18 protein-coding genes are annotated in these 20,914 nt (G+C 33.0%); 15 read left to right on the top strand and 3 right to left on the bottom strand.

The genetic code is table 11. The annotated features are described in order from the left end of the window. Nucleotides 1-21 precede the first annotated feature (21 nt). A complete protein-coding gene (locus OIU83_RS16495) occupies nucleotides 22-333 on the top strand; it encodes a hypothetical protein (RefSeq protein ID WP_264207363.1) in 312 nt (103 codons plus the stop codon). Between the two features lie 110 nt (nucleotides 334-443). Here the strand turns inward: OIU83_RS16495 and OIU83_RS16490 are convergent, their stop codons facing one another. From OIU83_RS16490 to OIU83_RS16480, 3 genes are all read right to left on the bottom strand, one after another. Next, entirely contained in the window at nucleotides 444-1,049 is a 606-nt protein-coding gene (locus OIU83_RS16490) for an NAD(P)/FAD-dependent oxidoreductase (RefSeq protein ID WP_264207362.1), read from the bottom strand. Between the two features lie 4 nt (nucleotides 1,050-1,053). Then, on the bottom strand, nucleotides 1,054-1,254 hold the full coding sequence (locus OIU83_RS16485; protein ID WP_264207361.1) for a hypothetical protein: 201 nt from the start codon (nucleotides 1,252-1,254) through the stop codon (nucleotides 1,054-1,056). A gap of 127 nt (nucleotides 1,255-1,381) precedes the next feature. Next, nucleotides 1,382-1,960, bottom strand: coding sequence for a MarC family protein (locus OIU83_RS16480; RefSeq protein WP_264207360.1), 579 nt, complete (start codon nucleotides 1,958-1,960; stop codon nucleotides 1,382-1,384). 363 nt (nucleotides 1,961-2,323) lie between these two features. Here OIU83_RS16480 and OIU83_RS16475 point away from each other — a divergent pair, with 363 nt between their 5' ends. The 14 genes from OIU83_RS16475 (at nucleotide 2,324) to OIU83_RS16410 (ending at nucleotide 20,913) form a co-directional block, all read left to right on the top strand. Further along, nucleotides 2,324-2,893, top strand: a complete 570-nt coding sequence (locus tag OIU83_RS16475) for a DUF3109 family protein (protein WP_264207359.1) — start codon at nucleotides 2,324-2,326, stop codon at nucleotides 2,891-2,893. 341 nt (nucleotides 2,894-3,234) lie between these two features. Further along, entirely contained in the window at nucleotides 3,235-4,212 is a 978-nt protein-coding gene (locus OIU83_RS16470; protein ID WP_264207358.1) for a ribonucleotide-diphosphate reductase subunit beta, read from the top strand. A gap of 282 nt (nucleotides 4,213-4,494) precedes the next feature. Then, nucleotides 4,495-6,894 (top strand): ribonucleoside-diphosphate reductase subunit alpha, encoded by a 2,400-nt coding sequence (locus OIU83_RS16465; protein ID WP_264207357.1) that lies wholly within the window; start codon nucleotides 4,495-4,497, stop codon nucleotides 6,892-6,894. Nucleotides 6,895-7,529: 635 nt separating this feature from the next. Beyond that, the gene (locus OIU83_RS16460) at nucleotides 7,530-8,927 is read left to right on the top strand and encodes a DUF1800 domain-containing protein (protein WP_264207356.1); all 1,398 of its coding nucleotides are present in this window, start codon (nucleotides 7,530-7,532) and stop codon (nucleotides 8,925-8,927) included. 12 nt (nucleotides 8,928-8,939) lie between these two features. Then, nucleotides 8,940-10,106 (top strand): DUF1501 domain-containing protein, encoded by a 1,167-nt coding sequence (locus tag OIU83_RS16455; protein WP_264207355.1) that lies wholly within the window; start codon nucleotides 8,940-8,942, stop codon nucleotides 10,104-10,106. Nucleotides 10,107-10,286: 180 nt separating this feature from the next. Further along, complete coding sequence (locus OIU83_RS16450; RefSeq protein WP_264207354.1) at nucleotides 10,287-10,508, top strand: addiction module protein; 222 nt, start codon at nucleotides 10,287-10,289, stop codon at nucleotides 10,506-10,508. Nucleotides 10,509-10,962: 454 nt separating this feature from the next. Then, nucleotides 10,963-11,802: a prephenate dehydratase gene (locus tag OIU83_RS16445; protein WP_264207353.1), complete on the top strand. Its 840-nt coding sequence runs from the start codon at nucleotides 10,963-10,965 to the stop codon at nucleotides 11,800-11,802. A gap of 60 nt (nucleotides 11,803-11,862) precedes the next feature. Continuing rightward, on the top strand, nucleotides 11,863-13,008 hold the full coding sequence (locus OIU83_RS16440; protein ID WP_264207352.1) for a pyridoxal phosphate-dependent aminotransferase: 1,146 nt from the start codon (nucleotides 11,863-11,865) through the stop codon (nucleotides 13,006-13,008). A gap of 194 nt (nucleotides 13,009-13,202) precedes the next feature. Continuing rightward, nucleotides 13,203-14,060, top strand: a complete 858-nt coding sequence (locus OIU83_RS16435; RefSeq protein WP_264207351.1) for a prephenate dehydrogenase — start codon at nucleotides 13,203-13,205, stop codon at nucleotides 14,058-14,060. A gap of 8 nt (nucleotides 14,061-14,068) precedes the next feature. After that, nucleotides 14,069-15,151: a bifunctional 3-deoxy-7-phosphoheptulonate synthase/chorismate mutase type II gene (locus OIU83_RS16430; RefSeq protein WP_264207350.1), complete on the top strand. Its 1,083-nt coding sequence runs from the start codon at nucleotides 14,069-14,071 to the stop codon at nucleotides 15,149-15,151. A 210-nt stretch (nucleotides 15,152-15,361) separates the two neighbouring features. Continuing rightward, nucleotides 15,362-16,339: a ribosome small subunit-dependent GTPase A gene (gene rsgA / locus OIU83_RS16425; protein ID WP_264207349.1), complete on the top strand. Its 978-nt coding sequence runs from the start codon at nucleotides 15,362-15,364 to the stop codon at nucleotides 16,337-16,339. 110 nt (nucleotides 16,340-16,449) lie between these two features. Continuing rightward, the gene (gene dtd, locus OIU83_RS16420; RefSeq protein WP_264207348.1) at nucleotides 16,450-16,902 is read left to right on the top strand and encodes a D-aminoacyl-tRNA deacylase; all 453 of its coding nucleotides are present in this window, start codon (nucleotides 16,450-16,452) and stop codon (nucleotides 16,900-16,902) included. A 76-nt stretch (nucleotides 16,903-16,978) separates the two neighbouring features. After that, nucleotides 16,979-18,886, top strand: coding sequence for a DUF3857 domain-containing protein (locus OIU83_RS16415; RefSeq protein ID WP_264207347.1), 1,908 nt, complete (start codon nucleotides 16,979-16,981; stop codon nucleotides 18,884-18,886). Nucleotides 18,887-18,891: 5 nt separating this feature from the next. Next, the gene (locus tag OIU83_RS16410; RefSeq protein WP_264207346.1) at nucleotides 18,892-20,913 is read left to right on the top strand and encodes a DUF3857 and transglutaminase domain-containing protein; all 2,022 of its coding nucleotides are present in this window, start codon (nucleotides 18,892-18,894) and stop codon (nucleotides 20,911-20,913) included. The last annotated feature ends 1 nt before the right edge of the window (nucleotide 20,914 follow it).

Below are 20,914 nucleotides of genomic sequence, written 5' to 3'. Positions count from 1 at the left end.
CTTTGCAGTTAAATAATAAATATGAAAAATTTAAAAAGGATAAGTTTCCTATTAGTGTTAATGGCTTTTGTGGTTTCTTGTGTATGTATGAAAGATAAAAATACGATTTCAGGAAAAGTTGAGTCTATCGAACTTGGTAAAGACGGATATACAGCAAGGATAAAAACAGAGAAAAACGAAATTTATTTTGCGACAATTAGTATTGTAAACCTTGGCGGACCAGAAAACTATAAAAAATTGAAAGAAGGTGATGTAGTTTCCTTAAAAGGAGAAATCTGGAAAGCTGACACCGAAAAACATCTGAAAGTAAAAGAAATAGTTTCGGTTAAGTAGAGCGAAACTGATTTAAAAAGATGAACCATTAAGAGATTAAGAAAAATAAGCTTTGGCGCTTAATAAACTTAATCTCTTAATGGTTTAAATGTTTTATTGATATGATGTAACTATCGAATACTATCGTGAGCATGAGTTTGTACGCCATTATTCCAAACCGTTAAAATATCTGTTGCAACAGCTGCTCCACTTCCTGCGGCAATTGCCAGTTGGCTTCTCCATCCTGCAAGAGTACCAATAACATAAATGCCCTCGGTTACTTTGTGATCTATATTTTTTAGTTGAATGCGTTGTTTCTCGGGAAGTGCTTTTTTGTGAGGTTCAATATATTCCATTAACCCTTCGATCGCAAACGTATTTGCAGATCCAATCCCTACAACAATCATTTTGGACTTATAAGTACTTTTGTTAGTAGTAATTAAAAATTCAGGGTATTGTCCTTCTATTTTTATTACTTTCTCATTCGGTATTTGAGCGATATGAGGATATTCCTGACTTAAATGTTCGGTACTTTCCGATAATAATTCAGAACCTAATTTACCAGGTGCAATGCCATAAGCATTGTTGAAAAGAGCTTCTTGGAGAGAAGAATTTTTTTGATGGGTAAAAACCCCAATTTTTTTATCGATTGCAAAAGGTTTGCCTTGTGCAGATCCTAAAACAAGTGCACAGGATACGCTTGATACTCCTCCGCCAATAATTAAAACGTCAAACATATTATTATTGATCGTTCATTTTTTCTTCTATTTTTCTAGAAATTCTAAAAATTAAAAGAATTAGTACGGCGCAAAATGAAGCTGCGATTCCAATAAAAGCTACAACGCTATCTCCTTGTAAGGGATTTTGAAAATCAAGCAATGTAATATTGAAAACGATTAAAGCGATTGCTAAAAGCACTAATATGGAAGTGAAAATTTTCATAAGACAACTATTTATTTCTAACTATTAAAAGAAATATATAAAAAAGAAATACTGTTTTGGAGATTTCCAATAACGAGTATTTTGATTTTTAAGTATTTCTGAGGGGGTAAATTTATGAAAATTTATTTTAGACAAACAAACCTTTAACATTAGCTGCAAATAATTTAACAGCAATGGCCAAAAGTACCACTCCAAATGTCTTGCGAACCACGCCCAGTCCGTTCTCGCCAAGCATTTTTTCTATTTTTGAAGATGATTTTAAGACGATATAAACTAAGATAATATTAAGGATAATTGCAATTACTATATTAATAGTGTGAAATTGTGAGCGCAAAGATAGTAAAGTTGTCATGGTTCCTGCTCCGGCAATTAATGGGAAGGCTAATGGAACGATTGATGCTGAACTAGCCTCTTCGTTGCGATATATATGAATGCCCAAAATCATTTCTAATGCAAGAAAGAATAAAACGAAAGATCCTGCTACTGCAAATGAATGAACGTCGATTCCGATTATTTTAAGGAAGCCCTCGCCTATAAAAAGAAAAATGATCATTATTAAACCAGCAACCACAGATGCTTTTTCGGATTCTATATGTCCAACCTTAGATCTTAAATTGACAATGATCGGGATTGATCCCACGATATCAATTACTGCAAAAAGCACCATTCCAACGGTGATAATTTCCTTAAAATCAATTTCTAACATAATTTTTAATTTAGGGTTTAAAAATGTGCAAATGTAGATAATAAAGTTAGGGCTTTTTTATTAGATAATTAAATCAGTGTATTTTTGTTATAAAAACACGTCTTTGTGGTTAAGATAGAGATTTTTATAACAAATATTTGTTTTTGCCACAAAGATTCGCAAAGTTTTGCGCAAAGTGGCACAAATGTTTTTTAAGTATTCTTAATCAAATTTAGCTTTGAGAATCTTTGCGGGGAAACTTTGTGGCACTTTGCTGTAAAATTCAATATATTTTACCTCCTAAATCTGCGTGAAAAAAGAATAAAAATATATCTGTTTTCTTTGCCTATCTTTGCACTTTATAAATTTCAGTATTTTATTATCATGTTTCAATTAGGAAAAACGATCGTTTCAGAAGATATTCTTGAAAAAGAATTTGTTTGCAATTTATCAGCTTGTAAAGGTGCTTGCTGTGTTGATGGCGATGCCGGAGCTCCGTTGAGTGAAGAGGAAACAAAGATTCTGGAAGAAATTTATCCTAAAGTTAAGCCCTTTTTAAGAAAAGAAGGAATTGCTGTTATCGAAGCGCAAGGGACCTGGGTAAAAGGGACTGATGGGGATTTGGAAACACCATTAATTGATAATAAAGATTGTGCGTATGTAATTTTTGACGGTAAAACTGCACTTTGTGGTATCGAGCAAGCGTACAATCAAGGAATTGTGAGCTGGAAAAAGCCAGTTTCATGTCATTTATACCCAATTCGTGTAAAAGATTTTACAGAGTTTGCAGCAGTTAACTATGATAAATGGGATATCTGCGATGCAGCCTGTTCTTTAGGTCAGGAGCTTGAAGTTCCTGTGTATAAATTTGTGAAAGAAGCCTTAATTCGCAAGTTTGGAGAAGATTGGTATATGGAACTTGATAAAGTTGCACAAGACATGAAACGCTCCTAAAAACAACCGTGTTTTCTACAATTAAAAGAAGCCGATATTTTAATAAAAATTTTTAAAAATCAATCAAAAAAAGATTTTTAAAATTTATAAAAATTCCTTGCTTTTTATTTTTTAAATCCTATATTTTACTGCTGTTAGTAGTAATTTGAATGGTTTTAATTAATTCATTTTCAATAAGTTAATAATTGTATGAAAATTATCTCTTTTTTCTCTCGTTGTTAAAAACTAGAGCCGATTGTGAATAAGTTTGGCTTTTATTTTAGCCAACAAATGACAATCTTTGTAGTCTACAGAAATGGATGAAAATTCATTGAAAAATTTTAAAATAAAACACAACAATAATGTCACAAGTCGAACCAATTTTACAAGAAAATAAGAACCGTTTCGTAATTTTTCCTATCAAACATCATGATATTTGGGAATGGTACAAAAAGATGGAAGCTAGTTTTTGGACTGCCGAGGAAATTGATTTGCATCAAGACTTGAATGACTGGAATAATAAGTTGTCGGAGGATGAAAGATACTTCATTAAACACATATTAGCATTCTTTGCAGCATCAGACGGAATTGTAAACGAAAATCTTGCCGAAAACTTTGTAAATGAAGTACAATATGCAGAAGCAAAATTTTTCTACGGATTCCAAATCATGATGGAAAATATTCATAGTGAAACCTATTCACTATTAATTGATACTTATGTAAAAGATGAAGCAGAGAAAGATGAATTGTTTAATGCTTTGGAAGTTTTTCCAGCAATTGCCAAGAAAGCAAAATGGGCTTTAAAATGGATTGAATCAGATTCATTTGCAGAGCGTTTGATTGCTTTTGCAGCAGTAGAAGGAATTTTCTTCTCGGGAGCATTTTGTTCTATTTATTGGTTGAAAAAACGTGGGTTAATGCCAGGTTTAACTTTCTCAAACGAGTTAATTTCTCGTGACGAAGGAGTTCATTGCGATTTTGCAGTGCATTTACACAACCACCATTTAATAAACAAAGTTCCAAAAGATAGAATTAAAGAAATTATCGTTGATGCTTTAAACATCGAAAGAGAGTTTGTTACAGAATCTCTTCCGGTAAGTTTAATCGGTATGAACGCCGTTTTAATGACGCAATATTTAGAATTTGTTGCCGATAGATTACTTGTCGAATTAGGATGTGACCGCGTTTATGGTTCAGCAAATCCGTTTGACTTTATGGATATGATTTCACTTCAGGGAAAAACCAATTTCTTTGAAAAACGTGTTGCAGAGTATCAAAAATCAGGTGTAATGAATACCGATGGAGATGCTCAAAAAATTTCATTTGATGCAGATTTTTAGACAACAAAGTTAAATTTTAGTGATTACCACGAGCACTAAAAGACAATAAAATTAAGAAACGAAAGTTTCTATAACTAGACACTTAAAGATTGAATCTCTTTCCCCAAATCGCAGATTCAATAGTATTACTGACTAATTTCCAATCTGTATATCAGATTGGGGAGTAGGTAACTATTGGGAATCTACTAGTTCTCAAATTAATAAAAAAACACGCAATGTTTAAGTATGGAAATTTAATTTCCATGCTTTCATTTTTTCAATAACAATTATAAAGGTAAGCTTATGTATGTAGTAAAAAGAGATGGCCACAAAGAGCCAGTAATGTTTGATAAGATTACAGAAAGAATCAAAAAATTGTGTTACGGGTTAAATGAACTCGTAGATCCTGTTAAGGTAGCTATGCGTGTTATCGAAGGATTGTATGATGGTGTTTCGACTTCGGAACTAGATAATCTGGCTGCCGAGACTGCGGCTTCAATGACAATTGCACACCCAGATTATGCTCAACTGGCTGCTAGGATTGCAATTTCAAACTTACACTCTAATACTAAAAAATCGTTCTCAGAAACGATGAAGGATATGTATAACTACGTAAATCCAAGAAATGGGCAAGAAGCACCACTTCTTTCGGACGAAGTATACAACGTAATTCAGGAAAATGCAGAATTTTTGGATTCGCATATCATATACACAAGAGATTTTAATTACGATTACTTTGGTTTTAAAACCCTAGAGCGTTCGTATTTGCTTAAAATAAATGGTAAAATTGTCGAGAGACCACAACATATGTTAATGCGTGTGTCAGTAGGTATTCACCTTGATGATTTAAAATCGGTAATGGAAACATACGACTTAATGTCGAAGAAATTCTTTACCCATGCTACGCCTACATTGTTTAATGCAGGAACACCAAAACCGCAAATGTCATCTTGTTTCCTTCTTGCTATGCAAGACGATAGTATCGATGGAATTTACGATACGTTGAAACAAACGGCAAAAATTTCACAATCGGCTGGAGGAATCGGACTTTCTATTCATAACGTACGTGCAACAGGTTCTTACATTCGTGGAACTAACGGAACTTCAAACGGAATTGTTCCTATGTTGAGAGTATTTAACGATACGGCACGTTATGTAGATCAAGGAGGAGGAAAACGTAAAGGAAGTTTTGCAATTTACATCGAAACTTGGCATGCTGATATCTTCGAATTTTTAGATTTAAAGAAAAATACAGGAAAAGAAGAAATGCGTGCGAGAGATTTATTCTTCGCCATGTGGACTTCTGATTTATTCATGAGACGTGTTCAGGAAGATGCATCTTGGACATTAATGTGTCCTAACGAATGTCCTGGATTATACGATGTTTACGGAGAAGAATTCGAAACAATGTACCTTGACTATGAATTTAGAGGAAAAGGAAGAAAAACAATCCGTGCTCGTGAATTATGGGAGAAAATCCTTGAATCACAAATCGAGACAGGAACACCATATATGTTGTACAAAGATGCAGCAAACCGTAAATCGAACCACAAGAATTTAGGGACAATTCGTTCCTCTAACTTGTGTACAGAGATTATGGAGTTTACCTCTAAAGATGAAATCGCAGTTTGTAACTTAGCTTCTATTTCGTTACCAATGTTTATCGAGAACGGGAAATTTGATCACGAAGCGCTTTACAACGTTACAAAACGTGTAACTCGTAACCTGAACAAAGTAATCGACAGAAATTACTATCCAGTAAAAGAAGCTGAGAATTCTAACATGCGCCACCGTCCGGTAGGTCTTGGAGTACAAGGATTAGCAGATGCTTTTATCTTGTTGCGTATGCCTTTTACAAGTGATGAGGCTAAGAAATTAAACCAAGAAATTTTCGAAACATTATACTTTGCAGCTGTAACCGCATCTATGGAAATGGCTCAAGAAGAAGGACCATATTCTACATTTGCAGGATCTCCAATGTCACAAGGAGAATTCCAATACAATATGTGGGGAATGAAAGACGAAGAATTATCAGGACGTTGGGACTGGGCTTCGTTGCGTAAAGAAGTAATGGAACATGGAGTTCGTAACTCATTATTAGTTGCGCCAATGCCTACAGCTTCTACTTCACAAATCTTAGGAAACAACGAAGCTTTCGAGCCTTATACATCAAACATTTATACACGTCGTGTATTGTCTGGAGAATTCATTGTTGTAAACAAACATTTACTAGAAGATTTAGTAAAACTAGGATTGTGGAACGAAACATTGAAGCAAGAAATCATGCGTCATAACGGATCTGTTCAGAACATTGATATTATCCCGCAAGACTTAAAAGATTTGTATAAAACTGTTTGGGAAATGTCGATGAAAGATATTATCGATATGTCACGCCAAAGAGGTTACTTTATAGATCAATCGCAATCATTAAACTTGTTTATGCAAGATGCAAACTATTCTAAACTTACGTCAATGCATTTCTATGCTTGGCAATCGGGTTTAAAAACAGGAATGTATTACCTAAGAACAAAATCGGCAGTTGACGCGATTAAATTCACATTAAACAACGATAAAAAAGAAGAAGATGCGCCAGCAGCAGCTTTAGTTCCAGAAACCGAAGAAATCAGCATTGAGGATTATAAAGCGATGCTTTTAAAAGCACAAGCAGGAGATCCAGATGATTGTGAAATGTGTGGTTCTTAATTTTTTTTAGAAGAAAGAAAATAGAATAAAGAGAAAAGATTTTAGATTTAAAATTAATTCAAGAAATAGAAAGCAGTTATCGTTATGATAGCTGCTTTTATTTTTTAGGAGCTTCTTCCCGCTTTTCGTTACAATCTTTTTATTTTTAAAGGAAAAATAAAAAGGATTTCCACTGCAATTGGGGCTAGGAATTGAGATCCTAAGGTAGTTTTGGTATTGTCAATTTTACTTCACATGACTTTACCAATCTTGTCTTTCTGACGCAGGAAGAATCTCCACAAGAAACTAACACAAAGTATTTTTAGATTGTCGAGCTACTAACGGTGATTGCTTCGCCAGTTCGCTATCGCTCGTGTCTTCGTTCCTCAGAAGGACAAGATTGGGAGAAATTTTTGCGGCTCTTCTTCGCGAAATAGCTCGCATGCCAGAAGAAAGACAAACTTGTAAAACATATCAATAAATATAGAGTAAATACTCAATTTCTCTAAAAAGACAATATCAAGCCAATAAAAAGCGTTCTAATTATACTACCTAATTAAAAAAAATCTTAGCGTCTTAGTATCTAAGAAACTCAGAACCTCCCTTTTAAACCTTTTAAAAAAAACAAAGTCTTATTCTTAAATAATTCCTGCGTTATGAAAAAAAGCAATGTTTGGTCGTTACGATTGGGTTTCTCTGGTAAAGAATCCGATAAGATTGAAAAATTAGGATTAGAAAAATTTCTAAAACATTCCTATGATTCAAAGTTTGACAAACAACTTCCTGCTTTTTTAGATGATGATCCCAAAACACTTATTGAACTTAAAGAACTACGTGAATCTATAAAAACAGCTGATTCAGAAGCTAAAAAGAAAATTCTCAAGCAAGAAATTTATTCATCAGTCGAATTAAAAAAATGGTGGATAGCCAAAATGAGAAATGATGAATTTCCGCTACGCGAAAACATGGTTTGCTTCTGGCACAATCATTTCGTTTCGACTTCCCAGAAAGTAAAAGTCAATTATTGGATTTATCAGCACAATATGATTTTGCGAGAGCATGCTTTTGGAAACTTCAAAGAACTCACCAAGCAAATCCTAAAATCGAATGCAATGGTAAAATACCTGGACAATGTCGATAATAAAAAAGGAAAGTATAACGAAAATCTAAGCCGTGAATTACTCGAGTTGTTCACAATCGGAATCGGGAATTATACCGAAAATGATATTAAAAATGGAGCAAGAGCTTTAGCAGGATTAAATCTGGGAGATGATGGAGCAGTTTACAGGCGCTTTGCCGAAGACGATAGTGATAAAACCTATTTTGGGAAAACTGGAAATTGGAAAGTAGATGATCTCGTAGATATTATTTTTGAGCAGAAAAGCATTCCGTATTTAATTACCCGAAAAATTCTGAAATGGTTTATTTACGATAATCCTTCAGAAGATTTGGTAATTTATTATGGTGATTATTTCAGGAAAATAAAGTTTGAAATACAACCATTACTAACTAAAATATTTACCGAAGAATATGCCAAAGATGTTTCTGGAACAAAAATAAAAGATCCGTTGGTTTATATTTTACAGCTTTTGGATGAATTGCATATTGATGATCTCGATGATGGGATGGTTGTGTTTTTTTTGAAACAACAAGGAATGGATTTATACAATCAGGTAAATGTGAAAGGTTGGGATGGTGGAAATTCATGGCTGACTTCTCAGATTTATTTACAACGTAACAATACATCAGATTTGCTTTGCAGTGGAAGAAGTATTACAAGAAAGGTACTAAACACAATGAGTGATGAAAATGAGAAGCCAAAGACTGAATTCGAAAAAATTGATGTAAAAATAGATTTTGATTCTAATGGGAGTAATAAAACAATTATTGCCGAATTGTCAAACAGACTATTGTTTAATGTTAATGACGCGATGCAAAAAGACATGGAGAATTTGCTTAAATATGATTTTGACCCGAAAGAAGCTCACGCCAATTTTGCAGTAATCAGACTGTTTAATTACATTACCAAGTTACCCGAATACCAATTAATCTAGAAGTTTAAAGTTATGAACAGAAGGAATTTTATATCGATAACAGGAACATTTACTGGCGGAATGCTTTTGCTTCCTGATTTTTTGCATGCTTATGGTTCTCAAAATAGTTTGGTAATTGGCGAGCAATGTGTTGTATTTGTCCAGCTTAATGGAGGTAATGATGGGTTGAATACTTTTATCCCTTATGATAATCCTTTGTATTATGATTTGAGGACAAAAATCGCTTTGGGTAAAGATGTTGTGATAGGGAAAAATAAAGGAATGGCATTTCATCCTTCTTTAAAAGATTTTGCCCAAATGCAGCAAAATGGAGATTTAACCGTAATTCAAAATGTAGGTTATCCAGAGCCGATTCGGTCACATTTTCGCAGTCAGGAGATTTGGCAAACGGCAACAGATTCGAATAAATATATAAATGAAGGCTGGCTCGGACGATATTTGGACTTGCAATGTAAAGGACATCAGGCTACGGCTGGAATAAATATAGACACAATAGATAATTTGGCTTTAAAAGGAATTGAGCCAAATTCAATCACGGTAAAAGATCCAAACCGATTTAAAGTAAAATCGGATAAGGAAGAAAATGTAACATTGTCGAATAATCCTCAGTTGGATTTTGTTCGAAAAATAGCCAATTCAGTTACCGAAGGATCCGACGAAATTCAGAAAGCATTGGCAAAATCTAAAACGGAAATAAGTTATCCTAAAACCGAACTATCTAAAAATCTGGAATGGATTGGTCGATTAATAAAAGGGAATCTAAATTCGAAAGTATATTATACATCTCTTGGTGGATTTGATACACATGATAATCAACTCGCGATTCATGAGAAAAAATTAACCGATTTAAATGATGCCTTGTATAGTTTTTATCAGGATTTAAAACAATCTCAATTACTTCAAAATGTTACAGTTGTTGTGTTTTCGGAATTTGGCAGGAGAGTAAAAGACAACGGAAATGGAACAGATCACGGAACAGCCGCGCCAATGTTTATAATAGGAGGAAGTAACAAAGGAGCAATTTTAGGAAAAAATCCCGATTTGTCTAACTTGGATAATGGCGATTTAAAATATGAGATTGATTTTAGAGGTGTATATGCATCTTTATTAAAAGAAAAAATGAGTTTTGATTATTCTAAAATAGGAATAAATAACAGACCTGTTGCTGGATTGTTTTAAAAGTAGATATAGCAACTTTTGATTAAATTGATTAGAAATTTGAGAAATTGAATTTTAGCCCTAATAATTTGTGCTTATTCGTGAATTGATGGCGAAAGAAATCTGTATTTCTATTAAATACAAATCATACTAATTTTTGATTAAATTTGTAATGCTGAAAATATTAGTAATACTAAGAATATGGAAATTAAAAATTTATCTAAGTACAGCAATGCTGAAAATATTGTTTTAGCGGAGCAATTATGGGATAGTATTTCTAAAAAAGATTTAGAAATTTCTGAAGAAGTTAAAAGAGAATTAGATAGTAGGATACAAAATTTAGAGGAAGGTAAAGCAGAATTATATACATGGGTTTGGAACCGAAAAAATACCCGTTGGACAAATAAAGCCAGACTTGCCTAAATTTGTTTCACCAGATGTGACAGATTTAACGGTTTTTAGAGCAAATGGAGATAATAGACCTTTTCTTGGTTTGAGAAATCATAATGTTTTTCATATAATATTCTTGGAAGAGAAATTTGGAGACATCTATAATCACTAATTTACAATTGGTTAAATCGCATTTTAAAGCCGATTTATTTAAATATCTTACAAAATTGAGCTTATTTGTTAAGAAATCCTTTTTTGTTTCATAAAATGCATTATTTTTTTTGGTGCAGTAAAAATAATTTATACATTCGCAGAGAATTTATTGAAAAACACAAACAAAATGTCAAGCAACCGTTTTTATTTTAGCAACTCTTTTTATTTCTTCTTTAGTAGAAGTGAGGATTGTGCTATGGTTATTTGAGAAAATTAAAAGACAAATAAAACTAATATACAATCCTGATGCAAATCAGGATTTTTTTTTGAGTATATGACAACAAAAATTGCAATACAAGGTATTAAAGGCTCATTTCATCATCAGGTAGTGAATGAGTATTTCTCTGAAAATGTGGATATTGACGAGTGTTTATCATTTGAAGAATTAATTGATAGCGTTCTTTCTGGAAAATCGGATCAGGCTGTAATGGCTATAGAAAATTCAATTGCGGGACCAATTATTCCCAATTATGCGTTGATAGATAAGAATAATTTGCACATAATTGGAGAGCATTATTTAAATATCTGTCAGAACTTAATGGCGCTGAAAGGTCAGAAAATGGAAGATATTACAGAGGTTCATTCGCATCCAATGGCATTATTGCAGTGTATGGATTTCTTAAAAAAATATCCAAATATAAAATTGGTAGAGGATAAAGATACTGCCGAAACGGCAAGAAGAATCCAAGAGAAGCAATTAAAAGGAATTGCGGCAATTGCAAGTAAAACGGCTTCGATGATGTATGATCTGGAAATTATTGCACCAGAAATTCAAACGATCAAAAACAATATGACCCGTTTTGTGATTATTAAGAAAGAGAATTCTTTTTTGCCTGAAAAAGAGATTAACAGAGCGTCGATTAAATTCGAACTAAATCATAAAAGAGGAAGTTTGGCAGCAGTTTTGAATGTAATGAGCGATTGCAAACTGAATTTAACAAAAATTCAATCGTTGCCAAAAATAGAGACACCTTGGAAATATTCGTTTTTCGTAGATGTAACTTTTGAAGATTATGAAGATTATGCAAAAGCCAAAACGTTAATAGCAATTATGGCGGAATATTTTAAAGTTTTAGGGGAGTATAAAAACACGAAACCTTTAAATGAGGTTTAAAGTTTAAAAGTCATAAAGCCGAAAGCCGAGCGCCGAAAGCTGAAAATATAAAATAGAACCATGATTACAACAGCAAAAAGATTAGATGTCGTAGAGGAATACTACTTTTCTTCGAAACTTAGAGAAGTAAGACAATTACAATCTGAAGGAAAACCAATCATCAATATGGGGATTGGAAGTCCAGATTTAAAACCTTCGAAAGCGGTTGTCGAAGCAGTAGTTTCGGCAATGCAGGATGAAAATGCACATCAATATCAAAGTTATCAAGGGTTGCCAGAATTGAGAAAAGGAATGGCCGATTTTTATCAGCATAATTATGGTGTTGCTTTAAATCCAGCTAATGAGATTTTGCCATTAATGGGATCAAAAGAAGGAATTATGCATATTTCGTTGGCTTTTCTAAATGAAGGTGATCATGTTTTAATTCCGAATCCAGGATATCCAACGTATACTTCGGTTACAAATTTGGTTGGAGCAGTTCCAGTTTATTATGACTTGAAAGAGGATAATAATTGGGAGCCGGATTTTGAAGCTTTAGAAAAATTAGATCTTTCGAAAGTAAAGATTATGTGGTTGGGTTATCCGCATATGCCAACGGGAGCGAGAGGTAGTTTGGAGTTATTTGAAAAACTGGTTGCTTTTGCTAAAAAACATAACATTTTATTGATTAATGATAATCCGTATAGTTTTGTTTTGAATGATAAACCAATGAGTTTATTACAAGTTGAAGGGGCAAAGGATGTAGCATTGGAGCTTAATTCATTAAGTAAGACTTTTAACATGGCAGGATGGAGAGTTGGAATGGTTTTGGGAAATGCTGAAATTATAGATGCTGTCTTGAAAGTAAAAAGTAATATGGACAGCGGTATGTTCTACGGAATACAAAAAGGTGCTGTTGCCGCATTAAATTGTGATAAATCATGGTTTGAGGAGCAAAATGTAATTTACAGACGCCGTCGTGAACTTACTAATAAGCTAGCCGAAAAACTAGGTTGTAAAGTATATGCTGAGGGAGTTGGATTATTTGTTTGGGCAAAATTACCGGAAGGTATCGCATCGGCAGAAAAGTTCATCGACCAGATATTATATGAGAAACATATTTTTATTACACCAGGAACTATTTTTGGAAGTAATGGCGAAGGATACATCAGGTTTGCACTTTGTGTAAAAGAAGAAAAAATACAAGAGGCAATAGAGAGGTTTTAAATGTCATTGCGAGGAACTAAGCAATCTCAGCTGCTGAGTCAATTGTTAGTGTGATTTGCTTCGTTCCTCGCAATGACGAAGATCTTGAAAAAACGAAAAGTTTAGCCCTGATGGAAGCGGCATCCTTTTTCTTGCTTCTTTAGAAAGAAAAAGATACAGCGGACAGCAGGATTAGCTTCAAATAAAAATTAAAAATGAACATACACGTAATAGGAATAGGGTTAATAGGGGGTTCAATGGTTTTAGATATCAAAGAAATATATCCGGATGCTACTATTTATGGAATTGATAATAACGAAGCACATTTGGAAGAAGCAATTGCGTTGGGAGTTGTTGATAAAGCCTCGACTTTTGATGATTTGGTAACTGCCGATTTTGTGATTGTTTCGGTTCCTGTAGATGTTGCGCTTACTGTTTTGCCTAAAGTATTGGATGTGATTGGTGAAAGTACAATAGTTTTTGAAGTAGGTTCTACTAAAAAGCCAATTTGCGAAGCGGTTGCCAATCATCCGAGAAGAAGAAATTTTATTGCAACGCATCCCATTGCGGGAACGGAATTCTCGGGACCTTCGGCGGCGATAAAAGGACTTTTTAAAGGGAAAACGAATATTATTTGTGAGGTAGAAAAAACCACTTTTAAATTGCAGGAAAAGGCTTTGCAACTTTTTACAGCAATCGGAATGCGCATAAGATATATGGATCCGATTTCGCATGATAAACATATTGCTTATGTATCACATTTGTCACACATAAGTTCCTTTATGCTTGGGAAAACGGTTATAAATAAGGAGAAAGACGAACAGGATATTTTTGACATGGCGGGAAGTGGTTTTGAAAGCACCGTTCGTTTGGCAAAAAGTTCTCCCGCAATGTGGACTCCGATTTTTAAACAGAATAAAAAACAGGTAATTGAAACTCTGGAAGAATATATATCAAATCTTACCCAGTTTAAAGATTTGCTGGTTGCGGATGATTATAATGCCATTTATGAGGAAATGGAAAGTGTGAATAAAATAAAAGAAATCTTAAACGGAATAACAATAAAAAAATAATTTAAAAAATGGAAAACAAGAAAGAAATGAGAAATTGGTTAAATGACTTCAATTTAACTCATCCCCTTGTAATTGCAGGACCTTGTAGTGCTGAAACTGAAGAACAAGTATTGAAAATAGCTCATGAATTGAAAGATTCTGATGTAAGTATATTCAGAGCTGGAATCTGGAAACCAAGAACGCGTCCGGGAGGATTTGAAGGTGTAGGAGAAATTGGTTTGAAATGGTTACAAAAAGCTAAAAAAGAAACTGGTTTGTTAATGGGAACAGAAGTTGCGACTGCTGCTCATTGTAAACTGGCTTTGGAGCATGATATTGATGTTTTATGGATTGGTGCTCGTACTACTGCAAACCCATTTGCGGTTCAGGAAATTGCTGATACGCTAAAAGGAACAGATAAAATCGTTTTGATTAAAAATCCTGTTAACCCAGATTTATCTTTGTGGTTAGGTGGTGTTGAACGTTTACATATGGCGGGAATCGAAAAACTAGGTGTAATACACAGAGGATTTTCGACTTACGAAAAAACAAAATACAGAAACATTCCAGAATGGCAAATTGCTATCGAACTACAAAATAAATTCCCTGATTTACCTTTAATCATTGACCCATCTCATATTACTGGTGATCGTAAAATGATTCTTGAAGTAACGCAAGAGGCTTTGGACTTAAATTACGATGGTATGATTATCGAAACTCATACAGATCCTGATAATGCTTGGAGTGATGCTGCACAACAAGTTACTCCAGATGCTTTGAAACAAATTTTCAAAGACCTGAAAGTAAGAAAGACAGATGATAAAACGGATGAATTCAGCCAAAAAATGTCTAAATTAAGAGCTAATATCGACGTTCTTGATGCTAATTTATTAGACTTATTAGGAAAACGTATGAAGGTTGCTGACGAAATTGGTCAGGTGAAAAAAGACGCAAACGTTGCTATTCTTCAAAACAACCGTTGGAATGAAATTCTTGGAAAAATGATTCTTGAAGGAGAGAAAAAAGGATTGTCGGAAGAATTTGTACTTAAAATGTTCAAAGCTATTCACCAGGAAAGTATTGGTCACCAAGAGAAAATTCTTAACACATAATTTTTTTAAACATATAAGTAATATAAGGTCATATAAAGGTTTGTAAGTATTAAATTTAAATGTTCTTATATTACTTATATGGTTAATAATTCTCAAAAATAGAATCTCCACCGTTTTTAAGGAAGTGGTGGAGATTTTTTAATTTATGCTGAATGTCAAAAACTTTGAACTTTAAACTTTAAAGCTGAAACAAAATTTTATCTTTGCAGCATGACAGGAACCGTTTACAAATCTACAGGAAGTTGGTACACCGTAAAATCTGAAAAAGGAGATTTTATCGAGTGTAGAATGAAAGGGAAGTTTAGGATTAAAGGTATTAAAAGTACAAATCCTATAGCTGTAGGTGATGTTGTGGATTATGAACTCGAAGAAAGTTCCGATACTGTAACGGGAACGATTCATAATATTCACGAAAGGAAGAATTATATCGTTCGTAAATCAGTAAATTTATCACATCAGATGCATATTATTGCGTCCAATATTGATTGTGTTTTTTTATTAGTAACAATCAATAATCCCCCAACAACATTTAATTTTATTGACCGTTTCTTGGTTACAGCTGAGGCTTATGGTATTGAAACGATATTGATTTTTAATAAAATCGACACGTTTGATGATGATACACTTGATGAGCAATTGTATATGCAGCATGTATATGAGCAAATAGGATACAAATGCCTACGTGTTTCGTCGACAGAAGGAAAAGGTGTTGAGGAGTTAAAAGGAATGATGATTGGTAAAGTAACGATGTTCTCGGGACATTCTGGGGTTGGGAAATCGACTCTTGTAAATGCGATGGAACCTAGCTTACATCTTAAAACCAAAATGATTTCGACAGCGAGTAAACAAGGTCAGCATACGACAACATTTGCAGAAATGTATGATTTGTCTTTTGGAGCTCGTATTATCGATACACCTGGAATTAAAGGTTTTGGTATTGTCGATATGGAAAAAGAAGAAGTTAGTGGATATTTTCCTGAGTTTTTTAAACTAAAAGATCAGTGTAAATTTAACAACTGTTTACATAAAGACGAACCACATTGTGCCATAAAAGCGGCTTTGGAAAGAGACGAAATTGCTTGGTCACGCTATAACAGTTACCTTAAAATCCTAGAGGGTGAGGATGAACATTACCGCACAGATATTCATAATGATGATCGTGCTGCGAGTGATGAGACTAGAAAGTAATTATTATTGTGAGTGGTTAATTATTGCAGAGAACGTAATGTAATCATTATTGCTAATATAATATTTCCGTGAAATGAATTCACATTTATAACTTATAATCCACAATTATCTTGAGAGTTGTTGTTCAAAGAGTTTCTTCTGCTTCTGTAGTGGTTGATAGTAATATGGTAGCCGATATTCAAAAAGGATTGCTTGTTTTGGTAGGGATTGAAGACGCCGATACACAGGAAGATATTGATTGGCTGGTTGGAAAAATAATCAAAATCCGAATTTTTAATGATGAAAATGATGTCATGAACTATTCTGTTCAGGATGTTAATGGTGAAATCATTGCCGTAAGCCAGTTTACACTTCATGCCGGAACCAAAAAAGGGAATCGCCCTTCATACATAAAAGCTTCAAAGCCAGATATTGCAATTCCACTTTATGAAAAATTTATTGCTACTTTGGAAAGAGAATTTGGAAATAAAATTCAAACTGGAATCTTTGGTGCGGATATGAAGGTTAGTTTGCTAAATGATGGCCCAGTAACAATAATTATGGACAGTAAAAATAGAGAGTAAAAATAGGGAGTAAAAATTGCAAACAAATGTATATTATTTCTAAAAATAATATACATTTGGCGAAATTACCTACTAAATGAAGTTGATCTTTTGCTCATTGTTTTTTCTCTTATTTTCACTTACCATTTTTGCTCAAAAAAGTGAATATACGGCTGTAAATATCTCGGATAGTCTTAAAGAAAATGCGGACGCTGTTGTTCGTTTAAATCAAGTTGATATCGTCATTGCTTCTCAACGAAGTATGACAACAAAGAGTAAAAGAGTTATAACAGTATTTAATGAAAAGGGTTTAAATGCAATTGATGCTGTTGAATACTATGACAAGTCTACTACTGTAAAGAGTATTGAAGCTGTCGTTTATGATTTGCAAGGGAAAGAAATAAAGAAAATAAAGCGCAAAGATTTTAGAGATCAAAGTGTTGTTGGTGGAGGTACATTTTTTTCCGAAAGTCGATATCTATATCTGGATTATACACCAATTGATTACCCTTTCACAATAGTATATGAAAGTGAAGTTAGTACTTCGACTACCGCTTTTATTCGAAAATGGATGCCTTTGGATAATTATAATACAAGTATTGAAAAGAGCATTTTGAATGTTGCCTATCCTAATAATTTAGGATTTAAAAAAAAAGAATTACATTTTTCGGGTTTCAATATAAAGAAAGTGACAGATTCTGCAACTCTGCTTTCTTACGTTGCAACTAATATTTTAGCACAAAAACCAGAAGATTATAGCCCTGCATTTAAAGACATTTTTCCAAGCGTAATGATGGGATTGGAGAGTTTTCATTTGGAAGGAGTAGATGGAACAGCTACAACGTGGGAAGCTTTTGGGAAATGGTACGCTAATACTATTTTATTAGGTACAACTGATTTATCTGATGAGACTAAAACAAAAATTAAAACACTTGTCGGAGCTGAAAAAGATCCTGTAAAAAAAGCAAAAATAGTTTACGACTATGTGCAAAAGAAATCAAGATATGTAAATATTGCTATAGGTATTGGAGGCTGGAAACCAATGCTTGCAAATGATGTAGACCGACTGGGTTATGGAGATTGTAAAGCATTGACTAATTATACCAAAGCACTTTTAGAGATAGTCGGTGTTCCTTCCTATAATGCAATTTTATATGGGAATTCATATAAAATGGATATAGACTCTGAGTTTGTTTCTATGCAAGGGAATCATATGATATTGTCAATTCCCAACAAGGATAAATATATCTGGCTTGAATGTACGAGTCAAGATGATCCTTTTGGATATCAAGGAACTTTTACAGATGATAGGAATGTTTTAATAATTAAGCCCGAGGGAGGAGAAATTGTTAGGACTACTATTTATGAAGATAAAAATAATACTCAAATAAGTAAGGGTAATTATTCATTGTCTGAAGAGGGGAACTTATCAGGATTTATAACAATTGTTTCTCAGGGATCTCAATACAATAAAAAAACGACTGTTGAAAAAATGCAGCCTACTGATAAAGAAGCGTACTATAAAAGTTATTGGGATAATATTAATAATTTAAAAATAAGCAAAGCAGTTTTTTTAAATGATAAGGAAAACATTACGTTTACTGAGGATGTTCAAATAAACGCAGTTAATTATGGTAGTATTTCTACAAATAAAATGATGTTTGTGGTAGATGCTTTTAATAAATATACAGGAAATGTAAAAAGAATTAGAAATAGAAAAAATCCATTTCAAATTCAAAGAGGGTATATTGATGAAGATGAAATAGAAATTAATTTGCCAACTGGCTTTACAATTGAGTATTTACCTGCGGTTGTTGCTTTAAAAGGAAAATATGGTGAATATAAAATTGAAATTATAAAAAAGGAAAATAATAAATTATTATATAAACGATCTATATCTATAAATAAAGGGAGATATTCTAATACGGAATATGATGAGTATCGACTTTTTATGGAGAAGGTCAATAAAAGTGATAATGCCAAAATTATATTAACTAAGAATTAAAACCAATGAAATTTAGTCAATTAGCAATTGTTTTATTATTTGTATTTTCTTTTTCGAAAATAGCAGCGCAAGAATTTAAATTAGGAAAAGTATCGGTAGCGGAGTTACAGGAAAAAATGCATCCAAAAGATACTTCGGCAGTTGCGGCTGTTTTATATGAAAAAGGAGATGTGAGTTTTCTATATGTCGAAGGGCAAGGTTTCATTAGTGTGTTGGAAGTAGAAGCACGTATTAAAATATATAAAAAGGAAGGCTATGATTGGGCCAATAAGAATGTTGTGTATTATATAGGAAGTAATTTGTCAAAAGAAAGTGTTTTGTTCTCAGATGTTGTTACATATAATTTGGTAGGAGGAAAAGTAGAGAAAACGAAGCTTAAAAGTGATGGGATTTTTGATGAAAACCTAAATAAATATCGTTCTCAAAAAAAAATCACTATGCCTAATGTGAAAGAAGGGTCAGTTATTGAATATAAATATTTAGTTAGATCTCCAAATATAGGTTCATTAAAGGGATGGTATTTTCAAACTTCTATTCCTGTAAATTATTCTGAATATGTAACGAAAATTCCGGAGTATTTTGTTTATAATTCTAAACAAAAAGGTTTTATTTATCCCAAGATTGATGTTGAAAAAAATAATAAGTCAATTGTATTAGTAAGTAAAGAAAGATCTAATGACAGAGATAATGTAAGTCATACAACTTTTTCACATGATAAATTAGACTATCTGGAAACGAAAACGACTTATATTGCTCAGGATTTACCTGCAATGAAAGATGAAGCTTATGTTAATAATATTAACAATTATACTTCAAGTATTGAACAAGAATTATCGATGACTAGATACCCTAATGAAGCATTTAAGTCATTTTCTACAGATTGGAATTCAGTAGTAAAAACTATTTATGATAATGAGGATTTTGGATTAGAATTAAATAGAACTGGATATTTTGAGAATGATCTTAAAGCATTGCTTAAAGGGATTACTGCGCAAGATGAAATAATCAAAACAATTTTCGATTATGTAAAGAGCAATGTAAAGTGGAATGAATATTATGGGTATAATTGTGATAAAGGTGTAAAAAAAGCATACAAAGAAAAAACTGGAAACGTTGCGGATATTAATTTAATGCTAACAGCTATGTTGCGTTATGCGGGTTTAACTGTAAATCCTGTTTTGGTAAGTACACGTTCTAATGGTATTGCAATGTTTCCTAATAGAACTGCTTTTAATTATGTAATTGCAGCTGTAGAAACTGGAACTGGAATAATCTTGTTAGATGCTTCAGATAAATTTGCGACTCCAAATATTTTGCCTTTTAGAGCATTGAACTGGATGGGGAGGTTAATACGAAAAGACGGAACTTCGGAAGAAGTTGATCTAATGCCGAAGAAACAATCATTTGACAATATCACTATGAGTTATAGAGTAAATCCGGAGGGAGTTGTGACAGGTAAAGCAAGAAGACAATGCACGGATTATAATGCAATGCTATATAGAAATAATGTAGAGAATGTAAAAGAAGATACTTATCTTGAAAAATTGGAAAATGAAAATGATAAAATAGAAATAAATGAATATAATAGAACTAATGAAAAAGAGTTATTACTTCCAACTATTGAAACGTTTACATTTACCGGATCTAATCTTTGTGAAATTATTGGAGAAAAAATATACATAAATCCAATGTTGTTCTTTGCCAATAAACAAAATCCTTTTAAACAGGAAAATAGAGAATATCCTATTGATTATGGTTTCCCATCATCTGATAAATATAGTATTACGATTCAAATTCCAGAGGGATATGCCGTAGAATCTATGCCAGTTCCTTCTGCAATCGCTATGGAAGATAATTTAGGGATGTTTAAATTTAATGCAGCGGTTAATGAAAACATACTGCAATTGGTAATAACACATCAGATAAATGCTGCAATTATTCCAGCAGATTATTATTCGATGTTACAAGAATATTACAAAGGAATGATTGCTAAAGAAAATGAAAAGATTATTTTAAAAAGAATATAAG

Source organism: Flavobacterium shii, assembly GCF_025847235.1.
In the GTDB taxonomy this organism is placed as follows: domain Bacteria; phylum Bacteroidota; class Bacteroidia; order Flavobacteriales; family Flavobacteriaceae; genus Flavobacterium; species Flavobacterium shii.
The sequence above is the reverse complement of the archived record's forward strand: the minus strand, read 5'-3'. Positions and strand labels throughout refer to the sequence as shown.